At 48.3% G+C, this 18,839-nt stretch carries 16 protein-coding genes; 13 read left to right on the top strand and 3 right to left on the bottom strand.

Annotated elements, in window-relative coordinates; all coding sequences use genetic code 11:
• The first annotated feature begins 1 nt into the window (after position 1).
• The 7 genes from kdpB (at position 2) to ACYVGR_RS34305 (ending at position 9,027) form a co-directional block, all read left to right on the top strand.
• On the top strand, positions 2-2,071 hold the full coding sequence (gene kdpB / locus ACYVGR_RS34335; protein ID WP_460964922.1) for a potassium-transporting ATPase subunit KdpB: 2,070 nt from the start codon (positions 2-4) through the stop codon (positions 2,069-2,071).
• Between the two features lie 123 nt (positions 2,072-2,194).
• On the top strand, positions 2,195-2,758 hold the full coding sequence (locus tag ACYVGR_RS34330) for a K(+)-transporting ATPase subunit C (RefSeq protein WP_460964920.1): 564 nt from the start codon (positions 2,195-2,197) through the stop codon (positions 2,756-2,758).
• Between the two features lie 111 nt (positions 2,759-2,869).
• Positions 2,870-4,021: a porin gene (locus tag ACYVGR_RS34325; protein WP_460964919.1), complete on the top strand. Its 1,152-nt coding sequence runs from the start codon at positions 2,870-2,872 to the stop codon at positions 4,019-4,021.
• A gap of 73 nt (positions 4,022-4,094) precedes the next feature.
• Positions 4,095-5,219, top strand: coding sequence for a sensor protein KdpD (locus ACYVGR_RS34320; RefSeq protein WP_460964917.1), 1,125 nt, complete (start codon positions 4,095-4,097; stop codon positions 5,217-5,219).
• A gap of 2 nt (positions 5,220-5,221) precedes the next feature.
• Positions 5,222-7,069, top strand: coding sequence for an ATP-binding protein (locus ACYVGR_RS34315; RefSeq protein WP_460964915.1), 1,848 nt, complete (start codon positions 5,222-5,224; stop codon positions 7,067-7,069).
• A gap of 114 nt (positions 7,070-7,183) precedes the next feature.
• Positions 7,184-8,020: a ThuA domain-containing protein gene (locus ACYVGR_RS34310; RefSeq protein ID WP_460964913.1), complete on the top strand. Its 837-nt coding sequence runs from the start codon at positions 7,184-7,186 to the stop codon at positions 8,018-8,020.
• 83 nt (positions 8,021-8,103) lie between these two features.
• Complete coding sequence (locus ACYVGR_RS34305; RefSeq protein ID WP_460964911.1) at positions 8,104-9,027, top strand: SMP-30/gluconolactonase/LRE family protein; 924 nt, start codon at positions 8,104-8,106, stop codon at positions 9,025-9,027.
• A 128-nt stretch (positions 9,028-9,155) separates the two neighbouring features.
• Here ACYVGR_RS34305 and ACYVGR_RS34300 read toward each other — a convergent pair whose 3' ends face one another.
• The 3 genes from ACYVGR_RS34300 to ACYVGR_RS34290 all read right to left on the bottom strand — a co-directional run bounded on the left by ACYVGR_RS34300 (position 9,156) and on the right by ACYVGR_RS34290 (position 14,028).
• Positions 9,156-11,360 (bottom strand): penicillin acylase family protein, encoded by a 2,205-nt coding sequence (locus ACYVGR_RS34300; RefSeq protein ID WP_460964910.1) that lies wholly within the window; start codon positions 11,358-11,360, stop codon positions 9,156-9,158.
• Positions 11,361-11,404: 44 nt separating this feature from the next.
• Complete coding sequence (locus ACYVGR_RS34295; RefSeq protein ID WP_460964908.1) at positions 11,405-12,994, bottom strand: amidase; 1,590 nt, start codon at positions 12,992-12,994, stop codon at positions 11,405-11,407.
• Positions 12,995-13,179: 185 nt separating this feature from the next.
• On the bottom strand, positions 13,180-14,028 hold the full coding sequence (locus tag ACYVGR_RS34290) for an SDR family oxidoreductase (protein ID WP_460964906.1): 849 nt from the start codon (positions 14,026-14,028) through the stop codon (positions 13,180-13,182).
• A 96-nt stretch (positions 14,029-14,124) separates the two neighbouring features.
• Between ACYVGR_RS34290 and ACYVGR_RS34285 the strand changes: the two genes are divergently transcribed.
• The 6 genes from ACYVGR_RS34285 (at position 14,125) to ACYVGR_RS34260 (ending at position 18,601) form a co-directional block, all read left to right on the top strand.
• Positions 14,125-14,577 carry a winged helix-turn-helix transcriptional regulator gene (locus ACYVGR_RS34285; protein ID WP_460964905.1) on the top strand — a complete coding sequence of 151 codons (453 nt, stop codon included), beginning with the start codon at positions 14,125-14,127 and terminating at the stop codon, positions 14,575-14,577.
• 141 nt (positions 14,578-14,718) lie between these two features.
• On the top strand, positions 14,719-15,276 hold the full coding sequence (locus tag ACYVGR_RS34280; RefSeq protein WP_460964903.1) for an RNA polymerase sigma factor: 558 nt from the start codon (positions 14,719-14,721) through the stop codon (positions 15,274-15,276).
• Positions 15,248-15,970: a hypothetical protein gene (locus ACYVGR_RS34275; protein WP_460964901.1), complete on the top strand. Its 723-nt coding sequence runs from the start codon at positions 15,248-15,250 to the stop codon at positions 15,968-15,970. The genes ACYVGR_RS34280 and ACYVGR_RS34275 overlap by 29 nt, the downstream gene beginning before the upstream one ends.
• A gap of 2 nt (positions 15,971-15,972) precedes the next feature.
• The gene (locus tag ACYVGR_RS34270; protein ID WP_460964899.1) at positions 15,973-17,088 is read left to right on the top strand and encodes a hypothetical protein; all 1,116 of its coding nucleotides are present in this window, start codon (positions 15,973-15,975) and stop codon (positions 17,086-17,088) included.
• Between the two features lie 132 nt (positions 17,089-17,220).
• Positions 17,221-17,907, top strand: coding sequence for a hypothetical protein (locus ACYVGR_RS34265; RefSeq protein WP_460964898.1), 687 nt, complete (start codon positions 17,221-17,223; stop codon positions 17,905-17,907).
• 100 nt (positions 17,908-18,007) lie between these two features.
• Entirely contained in the window at positions 18,008-18,601 is a 594-nt protein-coding gene (locus ACYVGR_RS34260; RefSeq protein ID WP_460964896.1) for a YbhB/YbcL family Raf kinase inhibitor-like protein, read from the top strand.
• Positions 18,602-18,839 lie beyond the last annotated feature (238 nt).

Genomic DNA, 18,839 nt, shown 5'->3' with positions numbered 1-18,839 from the left:
AATGGCAAAGCAAAATTCATCCCCATCCCTGTTCCAACGCGAGCTTGTTGGTACGGCCATTCGGGAGTCGTTTGTCAAACTTAACCCGGCTGTTCTGATCAAGAATCCGGTCATGTTTACCGTCGAAATCGGGACTCTTGTTATGGTACTCGTGACGGCCTACATCGCTATCTCTGGCGATACTACACAAGGTTCATTAGCCTACAATATCGCCATCACGTTGATTCTGTTGTTAACGATTCTGTTTGCTAACTTCGCAGAAGCCATTGCCGAAGCACGGGGGAAAGCACAGGCCGAATCGCTTCGGAAAACACGACAGGAAACACCTGCTAAAAAAGTCGTTAGCCGTCAGTCATCAGCGGGGCATGACCAGATTGAAATCGTCTCGTCGGCACAGTTGCGGAAAGGCGATCTATTCCTCTGCGAACCAGGCGATATAATCCCATCGGATGGTGAGATCGTTGAAGGATTAGCGACTATCGATGAGTCGGCAATTACGGGTGAGTCTGCCCCAGTGATTCGGGAAGCGGGTGGCGATAAATCGTCGGTGACGGGTGGCACGAAAGTACTGTCGGATCGCATTAAAGTGCAGGTGACAACCCAACCGGGCGAATCGTTTCTGGATAAAATGATTGCGCTGGTTGAAGGGGCAACCCGGCAAAAAACACCCAACGAAATTGCACTGACAATTCTGCTGGCGGGTTTTACACTCATCTTCATTATTGTCTGCGTGGCCCTGAAACCCTTTGCCGATTACGCCAATACGCCCATCACGATTGCGGCTCTGATTTCGCTCTTTGTGTGCCTGATTCCAACGACCATTGGCGGGTTACTATCTGCCATTGGCATTGCGGGTATGGACCGGGCACTTCGGGCCAACGTGATTGCAAAATCAGGTCGGGCAGTTGAAACGGCGGGCGATATCGACACATTGCTGCTCGACAAAACCGGGACCATCACGATTGGGAACCGGAAAGCCACTAATTTCTACCCGGCTCCGGGAGTTTCGGAAGCGGAAATGATTTTGGCTTCGGCGCTTAGTTCGCTAGCCGACGAAACGCCAGAAGGTAAATCAATCGTTGAGCTGGCTGGCCCTAAAGTAACCTCTCGATTGTCGACTGACGGAGCTACCCTGATCAAGTTTACAGCCGAAACACGTTCATCGGGTATTGATATGAACGGTAAGAACGGTTCGCAAATTAGGATTCGGAAAGGTGCTACGGATGCCATTCGAAACCTCGTTACCAGAGCGGGGAATCCATTCCCGATAGAAACTGAAAATCAGGCAAAGAAAATCGCCGGAAATGGTGGCACTCCGCTCGTCGTTATCGAGAATGAGCAGGTGCGGGGCGTTGTCGAATTGCAGGACATTATCAAACCGGGCATCTCCGAACGCTTTGAACGACTTCGGAAAATGGGCGTTAAAACGGTCATGGTGACGGGTGATAACCCACTGACTGCCAAGTTTATTGCCGAAAAAGCGGGCGTGGATGACTATATAGCCGAAGCCAAGCCTGAAGATAAAATGAACTACATCCGTCATGAGCAAACCGGCGGTAAGCTCGTAGCCATGATGGGCGATGGAACCAATGATGCGCCAGCGCTGGCACAGGCCGATGTAGGGGTAGCTATGAACTCCGGTACGCAGGCTGCCAAAGAAGCAGGCAACATGGTCGACCTGGACAACGACCCAACCAAATTGATTGAAGTCGTTGAGATTGGGAAGCAACTGCTCATCACACGCGGTACGCTAACAACGTTCTCCATTGCCAACGATGTGGCCAAATACTTCGCCATTGTTCCGGCCCTGTTCGTGATGTCGATTCCGGCCTTACAGGCACTCAATATCATGCGCTTGCACAGTTCAGAGTCGGCTATTCTATCGGCCGTCATCTTCAACGCCATCATTATTCCAATGCTTATTCCATTGGCGTTGCGTGGGGTCGAGTACAAGCCCATTGGCGCATCAGCGCTACTCCGTCGAAATCTGCTCATCTACGGTTTGGGCGGCATCATTGCTCCCTTTATTGGTATCAAATTGATTGATCTGGTGGTGGGGCTGTTTGTGTAAAACTTAAAACCCTCACCCCTGGCCCCTCTCCCATAACGGGAGAGGGGAACAGAACTGTCTTTTTTTACCCCTCTCCTGGTTTTCAGGAGAGGGGCCGGGGGTGAGGTAAAACATCTAAAAATCATGAAAACTCATATTTTCCCAGCCATTCGGCTTACGCTCGTGCTGCTGGTTATTCTTTCGGTTATTTATCCTCTCGTTGTGGCTGGCGTTGGTCGTCTTGCACCGGGTAAAGGCAAAGGGGAAACCGTTACGGTTAATGGTAAAACTGTGGGCTACGCGCTAGTTGGTCAGAAGTTTACCGAAGACCGTTATTTCGATTCGAGGCCATCGGCAGTGGAATACAATGCGGCTGGTTCGGCTGGGTCGAACAAAGGCCCATCGAACCCCGATTATCTGAAAACGGTTCAGGCGCGTATCGATACGTTTCTGGTACATAATCCAAGCGTTCGGAAGGCCGACATTCCCGCCGAGTTGGTAACGGCATCTGGCTCGGGATTGGACCCGGATTTATCGCCCGAAGCAGCTAAGATTCAGGTGGCTCGTATTGCTAAGATTCGCGGAATCAGCGCAGATCGATTGACAAAGCTCGTTGATGAACACACAAACGGCCCCCTCATTGGCTTATTGGGGCCATCGACCGTGAATGTGCTGAAATTGAATGTTGCGCTGGATGCGCTGAAGTAGAAAAAGGCTCGAACAGGCTCCGGCTGTTTGGCGATGGAACGTCGCTAGTGAATGAAAGATCGAACAGTTGGAGCCTGTTCGAGACAGTGAATTGAGTACAACAAAACAACCATGAAAAATAAAATCCATTTACTGCTAACTACAACGTGGTCGGCAGTAGCCATGCCTTTGCTGGCGCAAACAATAGACTCAACAGCATCGACAACAAGGCAAACCAATACTGCTGTAGCACCAACTACCGGCCTGTCGCTATCGGGTTACATTGAGGCTTATTACACCCATGATTTCACGGCTCCGAAAACCAGCCAGGAACGCCCCGGTTTTTTATACAACCACAAGCGTAATCGGGAAGTCAACATTAATCTGGCGTTTCTGAAAGCAGCTTATGTAAGTGAACGGGTTCGTGCAAATCTAGCGCTTCAGGTGGGTACGTATGGGCAGTATAATTATGCTGCTGAACAAGGCTTGGTGAAAAATATTTACGAAGCCAACGTCGGGGTGAAACTTTCGGGGAAACGTGATCTATGGCTCGATGCGGGGATTTTTAGCTCACACATTGGCTTTGAAAGTGCTATCTCGAAAGATTGCTGGACATTGACGCGAAGCCTGTTGGCCGAAAACTCACCTTATTATTTGGCGGGGGCCAAACTGACCTATAACACCCCAAATGGGAAATGGACACTGCTCGGTTCGGTACTAAATGGCTGGCAGCGAATTGCCAGACTACCGGGTTATTCGGGGCCTTCGGTCAGTACCCAGGTGCAGTTTAAACCCAATGCCAATTTAGTTCTGAACTGGAGTAGTTTCCTGGGCAGTGATCGGCCTGATTCGCTTAAACAGACTCGCTTTTTCAATAATTTCTATGCAATCATAAACCCAGCTAGTAAGGTCAGTGCGATTCTGGGTTTCGATATTGGTGCCGATCGAAAGCCAATTGGTGTTAACAATCAGCGAGTCGGTGCGGGGAGTTATGTTTGGTATTCGCCAGTGGCTATCGTTCGCTATTCGATAAGCGATGCCTTCAAGCTTGCGGGACGAGTGGAATATTACAGCGATAAGAATGGGGTAATTATTGCTACGGGTACACCAAACGGCTTCCAAACCTGGGGTTACTCGGTCAACGCCGATTACTTCATTTTGCCAAACGCTGTCTTTCGACTAGAAGGCAAAGTGTATGATAGTCAGGATGCAATTTTTGAAACGAAGTCAAATCTGAGTAAAACCAATACATCGTTGACAACGAGTTTAGCAGTGAGTTTTTAACGTCTGGGCCAAGCTCTGGCTTGGCCGTCTAAACGGTTTACACGGGCCAAGTCGGAGCTTGGCCCAGACCAATATGAATCCCAACGACCAAAACGCTGAACATTTCCTGAACCTGCTGCGCCAGTCGCGTCGGGGAAAGTTTAAGATTTACATCGGGATGAGCGCCGGTGTGGGGAAATCGTACCGTATGTTGCAGGAAGCGCATGCGTTGCTACGAGGGGGTATCGATGTTCGGATTGGGTTTATTGAAACGCATAACCGGGCCGAAACGGCGGCTCTGCTAGCTGGACTGCCTGCAATTTCTCGTCGGAGCCTATTTTACAAAGGACGACAACTGGACGAAATGGACGTACAGGCCGTTCTGAATCTACACCCCGAACTCGTTATTGTCGACGAACTGGCGCACACCAATATTCCGGGCTCAAAAAACGAAAAACGCTGGCAGGATGTAGTTGAGATTATTGAAGCGGGCATCAACGTAATTAGCGCGGTCAATATTCAGCACATCGAAAGCTTATACGATGAAGTACGCGCCATTACGGGCATCGACATTACTGAGCGTGTGCCGGATCGGGTACTCCAGATGGCCGACGAAGTTGTGAATATTGACCTCACCGCCGACGAGTTGATTAGTCGATTGCGGGAAGGAAAAATTTACGACCAGGCCAAAGTGGAAATGGCATTGCAGAATTTCTTTCAGCCCGAAAAAATCCTGCAACTGCGTGAGCTGGCGCTACGGGAAGTGGCTACTGCAGTTGAACGGAAGATTGAAACGTCATTACCGCCAAGTATAAAAGCGAAACCCGAGCGATTTCTGGCGGCTATCAGTTCCAATCATGAAATTGCCCGGCGGGTTATCCGTAAAACAGCCCGGCTGGCGTCTTATTATAACTCGCGCTGGTTTGTCTTGTATGTACAAACGCCTGCCGAAAGTTCTGATCGCATTAAATTAGACGTGCAACGACACCTGATTAATAACCTTAAATTAGCGACCGAACTGGGTGCTGAGGTCATTCAGGTCAAGAGCAATACGATCGTAAATAGTATTATGGGCGAAATAGAAAGACGTAATGTAACGACCGTTTGTATTGGTAAGCCGCACTTTACCCTGATGCAGATTATTCTTCGCACCAACGCGTTCAATCAGTTGCTGAATAAACTTTCAGGATCAGAAACAGACCTGATTATACTTTCATAGCCATGTCGATTAAAAGTAAAATAGGGGCTGCCCTGGGCTTCATGTTTGCCATCATTCTGGCCATTGGCGGGTTGGGTATTTACTATTTAAACGAGCTATCCAACGACACGCAGGCGATTCTGAAGGATAACTACATTTCGCTTGAATACACAAGTAGTATGCAGAAAGCATTGGCTATGCTTACCGAACTGCCCAAACCCGACCCTGAGGCAATTACTGATTTTGAACGCAACCTGAAAAAACAAGCGGGCAACCTGACCGAAGTGGGCGAACAGGAGCTAACGGGCAATTTGCAGCGGGAATTTAAGCGACTTCGTACCGGGGCTGTCGATTCGGCCACACTTTTTCGTCTTCGTCAGAATCTGTTTGCGCTGGACGATATCAACCGGCAGGCCATTATCCGCAAAAATGAGCAAGCCAAGCAAACGGCGAAGGATGCCCTGTTGTGGTTATCGGTCGTTGGTACGTCTTGTTTCCTGATTCTGTTCTCGTTTGTCCTGAATATTCCGGGCTACATTGCCAACCCCCTGCGCGAACTGACGCAAGGGCTTCGACAGGTAACCAAACGTAATTTTGAAGAACGGCTGCACATTAATTCCAGCGATGAGTTTGGCGAACTGGCCCGAACCTTCAACTCGATGGCGCAAAAGTTAGATGAATATGAGCATTCTAATCTGGCCAGCGTACTATTCGAAAAACGCCGAATCGATACGCTGATTCGGATTATGAGTGAGGGTATTGTAGGCATGGATGAAAACAAACGGATTCTGTTTGCCAATCCGGTTGCCTGTCGGTTACTGGGTATCGATGAAGCACACTTACTGGGCCATTATGCCCCCGACATCGCAGCTTCCAATGATTTGATGCGGACGCTGATTCAGGATATTATGACCGAAAAACCGGTGAATTCCGAACAGAATGGGTTCCTAAAAATCTATGATCCCCGACCAGGAGGAACAGGCTTAGAAGAATCGGGCAAAGAGAGTTATTTTAACCGGAGAACACATACCGTAGAAGTCGTACCTACTGGCGAAGACCAGCCTCAATTGGCAGGCTACGTCATGGTTCTAGAAAATATCACGCCCTATAAAGAACTGGATTTGGCGAAAACCAACTTCATTGCTACCATCTCGCACGAGCTGAAAACGCCCTTGTCGAGCAGTAAAATGAGCCTTAAGTTGCTGGAAGATAGCCGTATTGGTGAGTTGAATGACGAGCAGAAACAACTCGTTGGCAACGTTAGGGCCGACATCAACCGACTCCTGAACCTAACCGGCGAGTTACTCAATATGGCACAGGTAGAATCGGGGCAAATTCAACTGAATATACAAGCTGTTGCCCCTACCGATATTGTTAAATACGCTACGAATGCGCTTCGGGTACAGGCTGAAAACAAGCGAATTACGCTTAAACTAGACGTAGGTGCAGGGCTCCCGCCCGTAGCGGCCGACCCCGATAAGGCTTCATGGGTATTGGTTAATTTTCTTTCCAACGCCATCCGGCATAGCCGGGAAGATAGCACCATTGACGTATCGGCGGAATTAATCGACAGTACTGTGGAGTTTCGGGTTCGCGATTATGGCCCAGGTATACGACCGGAGCATCGGGATCGGGTGTTTGACCGCTATTTTAAAGCGCATACGATGAGTGACTATCAGTTGAACGGAAAAACGGGTGGAGCGTTATCCGGCGAAGCATTAACTGGCGAGCCATCGTCAAGTGGTACGGGGCTTGGGCTGGCCATTTCGAGCGAGTTCATCCAGAGCATGAAGGGACAGATTGGACTAGACAAAGCCATAACGAATGGAGCCGCTTTCTACTTCCGGCTGCCGTTTTTTCGACAGGATTGACAGGATTTTATTAATGGTAATACTCTTGTTAATCCTGTCGAAAACACCTTTCCTGTCAGCCAAGCGTAGATAACCACTTTTGGTTGCTTTCCTGTGTAAATCGTTAAACAGCTTATGAATCGATTTACAGCTATTGGATTGTCTGTTTTGTGTTTACTCCTGTTGGTTGTGTGCGTTGGTCGGAGTCAGGATGTAAACTGGAAAAAAGTGAAGGTGCTGGTGTACACTAAGAACGGTAAGGGATACGTTCACGACAACATTGCCAACGCCGTGCTGTGTATCCAGAAACTTGGCCAGCAAAACGGATTTAGCGTTGATTCGTCCAGTCAGGCCAGCGTTTTCACCGAGGCCAATCTAAAGCAATACACGCTCCTGATTTTCCCTAGTACAAACAACGATGTATTTGATACCGACGCACAACGGCTGGCGTTTCGGCGGTACATCGAAGCAGGCGGGGGCTTTGTGGGTATTCACTCCGTAATGGGTACCGAGCGTAACTGGACCTGGTTCAAGCGAATGCTGGGCGGCACATTTGCCTGGCATCCCAAATTTCAGAAATTCAGAGCCGAGATAATCGATACAAAACATCCATCGATGCAGGGTCTGCCCAAAATCTGGGAGAAAGAAGACGAGTTTTATTTTACCAAAAACATGTCGCCAGGCCCAACGGTAATTATGGCGAATGACCTAACGTCGCTCAATCAGGACGAACCCGAAAAAGTAAAGACGTTTGGTGGTAGCTACACCGAATTATATCCCTCGGCCTGGTACTACAATTTCGATGGGGGGTATACCTGGTGCACGACGCTGGGACACGCCAAAACAGACTACCTAAGTGATACAACGTTTATCCAGCACATCTTTCAGGGCATCCGTTACGTAGCCGGGCAGGTGAAAAAGATTGATTTCAGCAAAGCCTACGCGGATTCCAGAGATACGCCGATTCGCTAGGTTGTGTTTATCAGGAGCCGAAAGGTTAGTTTTTAGTGCGTAGAAGCTTACTGGATATAGCAAACGATTTATCAGTTTTACCTATGAATGATTATTGCAAAGCAGGATTGGTATTGACCGTCCTACTAACTATCTCCAGCAGTTTACTGGCTCAACAAAATGCTGGAAAAGGCCTCGATTCAATAAGCGTGGTGGCGCCGGGAGCTACGCTTCGCAAGGTGTCGGATCAGTTTACATTTACGGAAGGCCCTGCCGTCAATAAGAAAGGCGATATCTATTTCACCGACCAACCCAATGACAAAATCTGGATTTACGATACCGATGGTAAACTCTCGTTATACATGGATAAAACAGGGCGTTCCAATGGGCTGTATTTCGATAAAAAAGGCAATTTGATTTCCTGTGCCGATGAAAAAGATGAACTATGGTCAATTAGCCCCGACAAGAAAATTACCGTTCTGTTGAGTAACTTACAGGGTCAGCGCATGAACGGGCCGAACGATTTGTGGATTGACGCGAAAGGCGGTATCTACTTCACCGATCCTTATTACCAGCGCGACTATTGGGAGCGGAAAAAGCCAGACATCGACGGTCAGAAAGTCTACTATTTACCCAAAGGAAAACAGGAAGCGGTACTTGTCGATGGCGATTTGAAACAACCCAATGGTATTGTTGGTACGCCCGATGGCAAATTCTTGTACGTGGCCGATATTCGGGATAGCAAAACCTATAAATACCAAATCAATGCCGATGGGACTTTGTCTAATCGACAGCTTTTTGTTCCACAGGGTTCCGATGGTATGACGCTTGATAGTAAGGGCAATCTGTACATCTCAGGTCGGGGTGTTACCGTTTATTCGCCAGCCGGGGTTAAACTGGGCAACATACCGATTCCTTCGCGTTGGGTGGGCAATGTTTGTTTCGGCGGCAAAGACCGGAAAACGTTGTTTATCACAGCTTCTGAGTCTGTTTATACGTTGCCCATGCAGGTGAAAGGAGTGGAGTGAAAGGCATTCAATAGTTCTTCATAAAAAGGGCCAGTCGTGGAGACTGGCCCTTTTTATAGGAGGTAAAACTATATCGACAAGCAATGAGCAAAATTCGAATCTTGCTGATCGACAGTGGAATAGGCTTCCTACTTATCTCCCGGATGGTATGTCTTCTCGACGTGCTTCTGAATATCCTCAGCGTAAAACAACACATCTTTAAACTTGCCTTCGCAGTACATGGGTGCCTGATCGGTGAAGTGCTTGTCGCCGGGTTTGCTGCTCTGGCCACTTGTCACCACCGAGCGGGCTTTTACTTTCTTGCCAAACTCGACTACCGCGACAAAGCTGTTTCCTACACTGCCGTACCGTTTCTTGGTACCGGGATAGGTTTTAGCCGCAAAAGCTGCCAGTGAGCCCCAGGCTGAAGAGGTAAAGCCAACAGCGACGCTTGGCTGCTGATCGTCGTAGGTTTCCTGGATTTTGCCGGTTAAACGCTGGAATCGGTTGATGTCGCCCCAGGGTGTTTTCCAGGTGCCGAAATCGCGGGTAAGGTCGGTTAGTACCTCGGCCAACGCGTTTACTTTTTCCTGTGGTGTGGTATTGCTGATGGTGTAGGCCGTGAGCGATAGGTTGTCGAATCGCTGGTCGCCAGCCGCCCGACTCCGGGCTAATTTCTGGATTTTCTCGCCCCAAAAAATGGCCAGCGTTTGCCCAACAGACGTTACTCCATACGATTTATCCCAGGCTTTCAGGATTCCAATGGCTTCGGCTAAATCTTTAGATTGGGTTGCTGCATCAACTGTCTGGTAGGCCGAAAGCAATGCCGGGAGGAGTTCGTCAAATGCAGCCAGATGCGGATCATCGGCAGCCGCAATCAGCGTATCGAGCGTGAAAATGGATTTCTGACTTAGTACACGAGCGGCATTGATACCCCGGTAATTTTGAGCATCGGGAGCCATATAAGCAGGATACTTGCTCTTGTCAGGGCTGCTACTGCCCGATACCGTAAAGGGCGTTGCATTGCAGTTCTGAATCCAACCACTAGCCGGATTGCGCACCTGAACAATCTCATCAATGCCATGTAGCCCTTTCCAGTCGGTTTCGGGGTTGCTGCCGTCAACGGGTTGGTCCCAATCGAATTTTGGATCTCGTTTAGGCATAAAGTTGCCGTGCCAGTAAGCAATCGTCCCGTTTTTATCGGCAAAAATGGTGTTGTTCGAGGCATTCCCATTGAGCTTCATCACCTCTTTATAGCTATCGTATCCGGTGGCTTTGGTGCGCAAATAAGATTGCGACAGCGCGTTCAAGGGAGTATTCATCATGTCGATGGCAATCCATTTGCCGTCCTTTTCGCCAGCAATAGGCCCATGTTGAGTGAAATACATCGTAAAATCCTTGTACTGCATCCCCGACGCCGTTTTATAGGGAATCCGTACCGCTTGCGTGCGAACCGGTTTCAGGTCTTTGCCATGTTTATAAAACAGCGTATTCCCTTTTTTCTCGATGGTTTCCAGATACTCATCCATCGAATCGGCATAGCTGGTAGTGTGCATCCAGCCGCAGTTTTCGTTAAAACCCTGATAGATGAAAAACTGCCCCCAGGTCACGGCTCCGTAGGTGTTCAACCCCGCCTGACTAATCATATGCACCTCCGACCGGAAGTAAAACGAGGTGTGAGGGTTGATCAAGAGTAGCGCATTTTTAGTGGCACTTTTGGCTGGAGCAATGGCAAAACCGTTGGAGCCAATGGATTCGCGTTCGTAATGGTCGCCTTTGTCGATCCAGGAGGTTGATTTTCGCTGTTCATAGAAGGCTTTCAGGCGTTCGGTGGATACCACGCTGATATTGCCGCCAATGCTACCCTCACTGAACATGAGCGGCATCCAGGGCTGGAAACGGGTTAATAATCTGGGTTTTACGTCTGGGTGCGTGTAGAGGTAATAGTTCGTGCCATCGGCAAAGGCATCCAACAGTTGTTTCATCCAGAGCGGGCTCTTTTTATAGATGGCGATAGCCTGAGTCGTATCCAGAAAGAGCCGAGCCCGTAGGTCATGGTAGATGGCTGATTCACCTTCGACTTCGGCCAGCCGCCCGGTCGATGTGATATAGTTTTCTTCGACTCGCGCAAAATCATCTTCGCACTGTGTATACAGAAGCCCAAAAACGACGTTGGCGTCCGTTTTGCCATAAATGTGCGGAACGCCCCAGGTGTCACGCGTAATGGTTACTTGCCTGGCCTGTTGCTGCCAGCGGGCTATTTCGGCTTTGGTAAAGGGCTGAGCTTGGGTCGAAAGAGAAAAGACGAGCAGACTCAGTACTAAACGAATCGACGGCGATTTGAAGCAGTTCATTGATGAGAGTTGGATTGTAATAGATATAGATGGTAGTCTAGACTTCATTGGCCAAGTGCTGGAAACCGTTTTGGGGATGCCCGATGATGGGTTTCCTGTTCATAAGCGTAAACTAACCGAATTAATCTGGGCTCGTCGAATATACGTCCTAGAAATTGAATCCCCGCCGGTAAATCGCCTGTTGTAAAACCCATTGGAATGGTGAATGCAGGCTGACCGGTAGCGGGCGAAATTAACTGACTGTTATCGCCTTTGTAACCTTTGGCGTCGCCAACCAGAGCAGGTGGATAGTTCCAGCTTGGGTAAATCAGCGCATCGACGTGTAAACGGTCCATTTCGGCTTCAATGGCCTTTCGGTAAGCAATCCGAAGCGGGTCCGTGAAAGGATCGCCACACGGAATTTCGGAGTGGTTGGCGCGGCCCGAATGGGTCTGCTGGGTAATAAGCCGGTTGCGAACAATGTCGGAATAACCACCCACGCGGATAATGTCTTCCAGGGTTTTCAGCGTATCGCGTTTCACGAAGGTGCGGAGATAATTTTCGACATCCATTCGGAAATCGGCACACCACTGATTGGCGCGTAATGAATCAAAATTCGGAATCGTGACATCTATAACCTCCGCCCCCGAACGCTTCATGTCAGCGATAGCCTGATCGAAAAGCTGTTTTATTTCTGGGTGGATATTGGTGGAGGTCAACTGACTCAATACGCCAATTCGGGCACCTTTTAGCCCATCTTTTCGTAAAAACTGCGCGTAGTTTTTAGGGATTTTACCCTGACTATGTTTGGTAATTGGGTCGTTTGGATCGTACCCGGCCGTTATGTCCAGCAAGCGAACGGCGTCTTCCACAGTACGACACATGGGGCCACCCACGTCGTTGCGGCTGTAAAGCGGAATAATCCCATAGCGGCTGACAAGGCCCAGCGATGTTCGAAAACCTACCAGTGCATTATGCGATGATGGCCCCCGAATCGAATTGCCTGTATCGGAGCCTAGCCCAACTGTACCTAAATTGGCCGCTACGGCTGCCGCTGTGCCCCCGCTCGAACCGGCAGGTACATGGGCCAGATTGTAAGGATTCAACGTTTCGCCCGCCATCGAACTCTGCGAGTGCATCGGCGTAAAAGCCCATTCGGCCATGTTTGATTTGGCCAAAATAATAGCCCCAGCCTCGCGCAACTTGCGAACCTGATAGGCATCTTCGGTAGGCATAAAACCTTTGAGGGCAATTGAACCACCTGTTGTTTGGAGCCCCTTGGTGTTGAAATTGTCTTTGACAATAACCGGAATACCATGCAGGGGACGTAGTTTTCCTGTTTTTCGGAACTCGACATCCAACGCACGAGCCGTAGCCAGTGCTTCGGGATTGACAATAATGATGGAATTGAGCTTCGTGGGCTGGTCGTACGTTCGGATACGTTCCAGATAGGCATTGACCAATTGTTCGCTGGTGAGGGTGCCTGATCGAAAAGCCCGATGAATGTCGCTGATGGTTGTTTCGACCAGCTCAAATTGGGTAGGAGAGGTCGCTGCTCTTGATTGTGCGTAAGTCGCAACTAATCCGAGCGGACTGAGTAGGACGAAAAGTAGATAAAGTCGGAGTTGATGAAGAAGACGAATAGGTCGCGGCATACGATACAGAAGCGAACGGTATAATCGTATGGCAAAAATAGTCTTTCTGGATAGGAATTAGTGTATTGGTGAGTATATAAGCGTTATTTATATCGGTAGTTGGATAAAAGGCAAAATAAATTGAACGAGTTCTTGCTGTATTGAGGTGGTGTCAGGTTGAAGAACCCGACACCATTGGAGAAAGATTACGCCAAGCTTTTGAAATAATCTGATAGGCTAACAGGCTCGCGACCCAACAGGTTTGTGAGCGTTGGTGAAGGTACATCGAACTCGCCTTTCTTTACACCTTCGGCCATCCCGGTATAAATCTTGACTGCTACGGGAGGTAGGTGTTTTGCTAATTCTGCTTCGTAAGCACTTCCCGGAATGTCGATGTAGTCAACGGTTGTTCCGGCAAGACTAATGCTGTTGGCCAGATCGTTAAACGAATAGGCCGTGTTGGCTCCAATATCGTACACTTGATTGGCATGGCCTTCGCTACTTAATGCATTGGCTAGCGCTTCTGCCATGTCTCGGCGTAACGCAAAGCTAGTTTTGCCATCTCCGGCCGGGAAATAGAGTTTACCAGTTTTCGCGGCATCACCCACTACCATCGGCAAAATATCCAGATAGAGGTTATTGCGGAAAATGGTATACACCAGGCCAGATTCCTTAATTAGGTTTTCGGTCTTGAAATGGTCAATAGCGGGCAAGAAACTCGATTCCAAGGATGGGTTCGGAGCGCTGGTATAGAAAATATGTTTCACACCAGCTTCCTTCGCGGCATTGATTACGTTGCTGTGCTGATTGACGCGCTCATCGCCTATTGCTGCGCTGGAAATCAATAACAGCGTATCGACGCCAGCTAAACTCGTTAAAAGTGATGCTGGATCGGTATAATCGCCCTGACGGACAGAGATGCCTTTGTCGGCGAAGTCAGCAAGTTTCTGCGGATCGCGTACGATGGCGACGAGTGATTCGGGAGTTGTTTTCGTGAGCAGGAATTCGAGCGTGGCTTTTCCTAAATGGCCAGAAGCTCCAGTAATTGCGATCATGATTGTTATTTTTAGTTTCTTAGTTACTTTTGGTAACTCAAAGGTATTTAGTCAGTATAACCACCGCAAGAAGGCACTTTATTCTGCGTCAGGCACATGGAGAGAACTATTGTTGATTATCAGGAAGGTAACGTACAGGAAAAATTGCAAAAAATTTTAGAGGATGTCGAAGAGGATGGCGGCATCTGTCCAATCCGGCACATTATGGCGCGGTTTAGCGATAAATGGTCGACGTTATCTATAATTAATCTGGGTGAGGCTGGTACGCTCCGGTTCAATGAATTGAAGAAACGAGTCGAGGGGATTTCACAACGGATGCTTACCGTAACGCTTCGAACATTAGAACGGGATGGCCTTGTGACTCGTCGGGTTTATCCCGAAATTCCCCCTCGGGTCGAATATCAATTGACGGATTTGGGACGAAGCCTATTGGTGCAACTGCTGGCAATGGGTGAATGGGCCAATAAGCACAGTGATCAGATTCTGGAAGCCAGAGCGCGGTTCGATGCCCGTGAAGGACGGATTGTAGATGCTGTCTCGTTGAATTAGTGTACGATAGCGCGAACGTCTTCGTTCGCACCATCGTGCACCATCCTCGCGCCTGTTTGTAAAAAACAGACGCTTTTTTTTGACTGTCAGGCAACCCTTTGGCCGAACCTGGCATTTCTGTTAGTGAAACCAGCCCAACGTATGTCGAAGCAACTTGTTGAACAGTGCCAGCGAGGTAATGCCTTTGCCCAGAAACGGCTGTTCGATCAGTATGCTAATCGATTGTTTCGGGTGAGTTTGCGGTACATTCGGAATGGGCCAGAGGCCGAAGAAGTGCTGATGAATGCGTTCCTGAAAGCATTTCGCGGGATTGACAAATTCTCGTACCGCGACGATACTAGTCTGGATGCCTGGCTCCGTCGCATTGTGGTCAACGAAGCTTTGCAGCACCTGCGAGCCAATAGGCACCTACCACTTTTTCAGGCAGAAGAGGAAGCCGAAGAGCAACCTACCGCAGAGCCACTGCCTGATTCGGGGCTGGATGCCGAACGGATTTATGCACTAATACGAGAATTGCCGACTGGCTATCGAACGGTGTTTAATCTGTACGCTATTGAAGGCTATACACATCGCGAGATTGCTGAGCAGTTACGGATCTCTGAAAATACATCGAAATCACAGTTGAGTAAGGCGCGTGCGCTGTTGCAAACCTGGTTAACACAACATGGCTATGAAGCAGAAACCCGACGAATTTCCTGATCAATGGGTGCGACAGACACTTAGCCAACTCCCCGATACACCACCGCCCGGCTCAGCCTTTAACTCGGAGCGTTTATGGGGCCAACTGCGACCTGAACTAGAGCAAACGCCAGCTCGTCGGTTGACGGGTTGGGTGTGGTGGGCGGCTGCCGCCTGCTTGCTGGGACTAGCTCTGAGTTACTTCTGGTTGTATCCATCAATCAACGAACGTAGTGTTATGGCTACACACAGTGGTAAGCATAGGCCTAAGAGACTGTTAACGAACCAATACCAGTCCAATTCTAGGGCTGATGTAGCCCGGTCAAAGCCCGTAGTGGACGGGAAAGAAAAATCTGTTTTAGTCTTACGAAAGCACCGCGATCAGCACGAAACACGAAAGACAACCACCACTCCATTCGTACTAGAACCTGTAGAAGTAGTTGCTCAAACAACGGAAGTGCCCACAAATATAGAAGTGCCGCTCTTGGTAGAATCGAAATCCGACGCACAAAAGCCTAGTGTTGCGATGTCGGCACCGAAGCGCCGATTTAAGGTTGTTCACGAAAACGAATTGCGGTCCGAAGAGGAAACGCGCCCTAAACTTTACCCCGCCGAAAACTTTGTCCGAATAGGTACTGGCGGCCGTGCCGAATCTGTCTCCGACGGAAGCCGTCCTGCCTTTACGCTCCCATTAACACATAAACCAAACCAATAATCATGCGTCTATTTTGTTTGATTACTATGCTTCTGTTGAGCATAGTCGGGATTGCTATATCCCAACCCACAGGCTCACATCTATCCGAAACGAAAAGTCCGCTGCTAACCGAAACAGGCGCCAAACGAAAGTTTATTGGCCTTAACCAGATTGAAGTCGAGTTAGGCCAACGAAATACGCTCCTTATTGGATTTGACCGATATACGCAGCTGCTGGCCCGGAAAAATGTTGACTCCGTATTACGCCTGGTTATTGCCGACTATCATAAAATAGAAGACACCACCCAAAGCCCAACTCAGGCGACTCACGCACTGGTTCGGCTCGGTGAAACAGATCGAACGATTGCCATGCATTATACACCTCAATCGACCGCTTCGTTTCGGTTTCGGGATGGGGATGAACCGTTACAGATGAAGACCCTGCAAGACACATTGCAAATTGTCTGGGTATCATCTGTGTCGCAGGCTATTCCCGATGATTTTAGTATTTATCTATTCGTCAATAACCTTCATGATATTGAGCGATTGCTTAAAGGAGGAGGGGTTAATCAGCGACTGCAGCAAGCCATTGAGGCTACGCGAGCATATAAAAACCACGACCTGACCAATCCTAGAATATCATTTGCCTTAATTCAGAGTGCTGACAAACAAACCAAAGTTCAGCGGGTTGGGGCAGTGGCGAGCCCATTCCTGAGTTTACAACCAGGAGTTGGGGTCGGATTGATTCGCAACCAATGGGTGCCCTCACTCAATTTTGACGTTCAATTAATACCCAGTCAGCTGAAGTGTATTGGGTATCAGGTAGGCTATACATCGAACTTCTTCTTTCAGCAGGGAGCCGATGGCGGTTTTCAAACATTTAGAAACGACTTTCTGAACGTTGGAGTCACTTTTTACCGGGCGAATAAAGGAAGTCGATTCACAAATTTTAGCCGACAAATTGCTTCGTTTTATATAGGAATTCCTGTTTATCGAAGAGGTTCTTACTTCGAATCGAACACGATTCGGTTTGGTGGTACAGTCTACCAGAATAAGCTGTTTAAAGTTCAGTCAGACTTCTATATGAATGGTTTTTTCAAGAATGTAATTCCTGGATTAAGATTAGTTGTAGGGCTCTAATTATGTTTGTGTTAACCCTTTGTAATCAGCGGTTTGTTGTGTATATTTACCTCCCCGATTTTACAACAGACAACCATACTAATGAGCTGGGTGTTGGTATAATAAAATCAACATTCTGGCTACTCAAGCCGCATGAAAAAAGGACGTTCGAATCCGAATCAGCTTCAGATCGATTTTCTGGCTGCTTTCCGCCAAATATTAATTAGCCTGGGTAACTCCGACAATCTGCCTGTTAACGAGAGTCTGTTTATGCGGATGACCGATCAGTGGGAAAATACGCGTGCCATGCCTGCTACGCTTTTATTTCACAAAAGCCCCGTTGAAGCCGTTGTTTTTCGGCTACAGAAAACCGATGAGCGACTACGTTTTCCGGATGAATTTATTGCCGGTGAAATTAGGGGCGAACAGGGCCTGACGGGCTTTTCGGGTAAGTTTCGTGAGCAGGGGTGGGTTATTTTGCCAGCCGAGTTGTCGGCTATGTATAAAAACCTCTTTCTGAATATTTTAACAGCCTCCGTTGGCCTTGAGTACCTGTTTCCGGTACGAAAAGAATTATTAGCCGAAGCCGAACGTGTGGCGCTGGCAGCCATGCTTCCCGAAACAGAAGTGCGTAAATTCTTCGGTCTGCGATTAACCCGGTTCCCGGATAGTTTCCGCAGCGAAGTGGCCAATTATTTTAATATGCCATTCGATTATGTGCTGAAACGTGCCAATCATCTAGGAATGGTATCGGAGCAAGTAATTGAAGAAGCGCTTACCAGTGCGGGCCCGTTACGCTCAACCATTTTACGTCGCCCACAAAGTAGCCGGGCTGCTTAATCAACTACTTAGTAAAGATTATTTAGTGCGTAAGTAGTTGATTTTAAACTTTTTCAGGAACAGTCGGTTAGATGCGAGTGTGCATTTAACCGACTTTTTTATGCGTAACTATTGGCGACTCCCGGTGGGCCTGCTACTACTCGTTAGTCTGGTAGTGCTGATCATGCACATTCGGGCAAAAACTGGTCGACAGAGTGAGGAAGAAAATCTTGCCACACTCAAAAAAAATATAGCACTTTCGAGTCGTTCCTTTCCACCAAATGGAGATATGCCCAAGGATTGCAGTTGTCGGGGGAAGGGCATATCGCCTGCTTTGATGTGGGAAACAGATCAGACTACAGTTGAATCCTATGTGATTATGGCGACGGATTACGATGTTCCTACGCCTGCCTTTCCTGTGTTTAACTTGTCGCACTGGACCATATATAATTTGCCTGGTTCAGTGCATAGTATACCCGAAGCCGTTAGCGATGAGCAGATGAATATGTTGGGTGGTAAGGTTGGTAAAAACTCACTAGGCAATCAGGCATTTATGGCCGCCTGCCCACCCGCAGGGCGACATGCCTATGTATTTCGAATCTACGCACTCGATCAACTGCTTTCCTTTTCAACTGTTCCAGATAAACACACGCTTCTTGATGCAATGAGTGGTCATGTAGTGGGCTACGGCGAACTGACGGGCTATTTCCAGTAGGAATTTTAGAGAAAGAGGAGCCATTCGATCTTCTATGAGTAGCCTCTGTACATGACTGTACTAGTAGTAGCGCTGGATAAAACTAATGCCAAAGCCATCACAGTGTGTAGGCGAAGGTCTTTTATTGGCTTATTTTTAGTTTAACTATTTTTTAATCAAGAAAATCGATCGGACCAGGTGAATTTGCTTCCTTTTATTTGGAAGTGACAGGAAGATACTGCTGTTTTGCATAACCTAT

It is taken from the genome of Spirosoma litoris (assembly GCF_054776755.1).
Note: the sequence above shows the minus strand (reverse complement) of the source record. Positions and strands in the feature narration are given on the sequence as shown.

What these genes read in the sequence shown, in the direction of transcription:
- ACYVGR_RS34315 (WP_460964915.1), top strand. Translation starts at nt 5,222, where the DNA reads ATGTCGATTAAAAGTAAAATAGGGGCTGCCCTGGGCTTCATGTTTGCC.
- ACYVGR_RS34320 (WP_460964917.1), top strand. Translation starts at nt 4,095, where the DNA reads ATGAATCCCAACGACCAAAACGCTGAACATTTCCTGAACCTGCTGCGC.
- kdpB (WP_460964922.1), top strand. Translation starts at nt 2, where the DNA reads ATGGCAAAGCAAAATTCATCCCCATCCCTGTTCCAACGCGAGCTTGTT.
- ACYVGR_RS34270 (WP_460964899.1), top strand. Translation starts at nt 15,973, where the DNA reads ATGCGTCTATTTTGTTTGATTACTATGCTTCTGTTGAGCATAGTCGGG.
- ACYVGR_RS34300 (WP_460964910.1), bottom strand. Translation starts at nt 11,360, where the DNA reads ATGAACTGCTTCAAATCGCCGTCGATTCGTTTAGTACTGAGTCTGCTC.
- ACYVGR_RS34275 (WP_460964901.1), top strand. Translation starts at nt 15,248, where the DNA reads ATGAAGCAGAAACCCGACGAATTTCCTGATCAATGGGTGCGACAGACA.
- ACYVGR_RS34305 (WP_460964911.1), top strand. Translation starts at nt 8,104, where the DNA reads ATGAATGATTATTGCAAAGCAGGATTGGTATTGACCGTCCTACTAACT.
- ACYVGR_RS34310 (WP_460964913.1), top strand. Translation starts at nt 7,184, where the DNA reads ATGAATCGATTTACAGCTATTGGATTGTCTGTTTTGTGTTTACTCCTG.
- ACYVGR_RS34265 (WP_460964898.1), top strand. Translation starts at nt 17,221, where the DNA reads ATGAAAAAAGGACGTTCGAATCCGAATCAGCTTCAGATCGATTTTCTG.
- ACYVGR_RS34330 (WP_460964920.1), top strand. Translation starts at nt 2,195, where the DNA reads ATGAAAACTCATATTTTCCCAGCCATTCGGCTTACGCTCGTGCTGCTG.
- ACYVGR_RS34290 (WP_460964906.1), bottom strand. Translation starts at nt 14,028, where the DNA reads ATGATCGCAATTACTGGAGCTTCTGGCCATTTAGGAAAAGCCACGCTC.
- ACYVGR_RS34280 (WP_460964903.1), top strand. Translation starts at nt 14,719, where the DNA reads ATGTCGAAGCAACTTGTTGAACAGTGCCAGCGAGGTAATGCCTTTGCC.
- ACYVGR_RS34325 (WP_460964919.1), top strand. Translation starts at nt 2,870, where the DNA reads ATGAAAAATAAAATCCATTTACTGCTAACTACAACGTGGTCGGCAGTA.
- ACYVGR_RS34295 (WP_460964908.1), bottom strand. Translation starts at nt 12,994, where the DNA reads ATGCCGCGACCTATTCGTCTTCTTCATCAACTCCGACTTTATCTACTT.
- ACYVGR_RS34260 (WP_460964896.1), top strand. Translation starts at nt 18,008, where the DNA reads ATGCGTAACTATTGGCGACTCCCGGTGGGCCTGCTACTACTCGTTAGT.
- ACYVGR_RS34285 (WP_460964905.1), top strand. Translation starts at nt 14,125, where the DNA reads ATGGAGAGAACTATTGTTGATTATCAGGAAGGTAACGTACAGGAAAAA.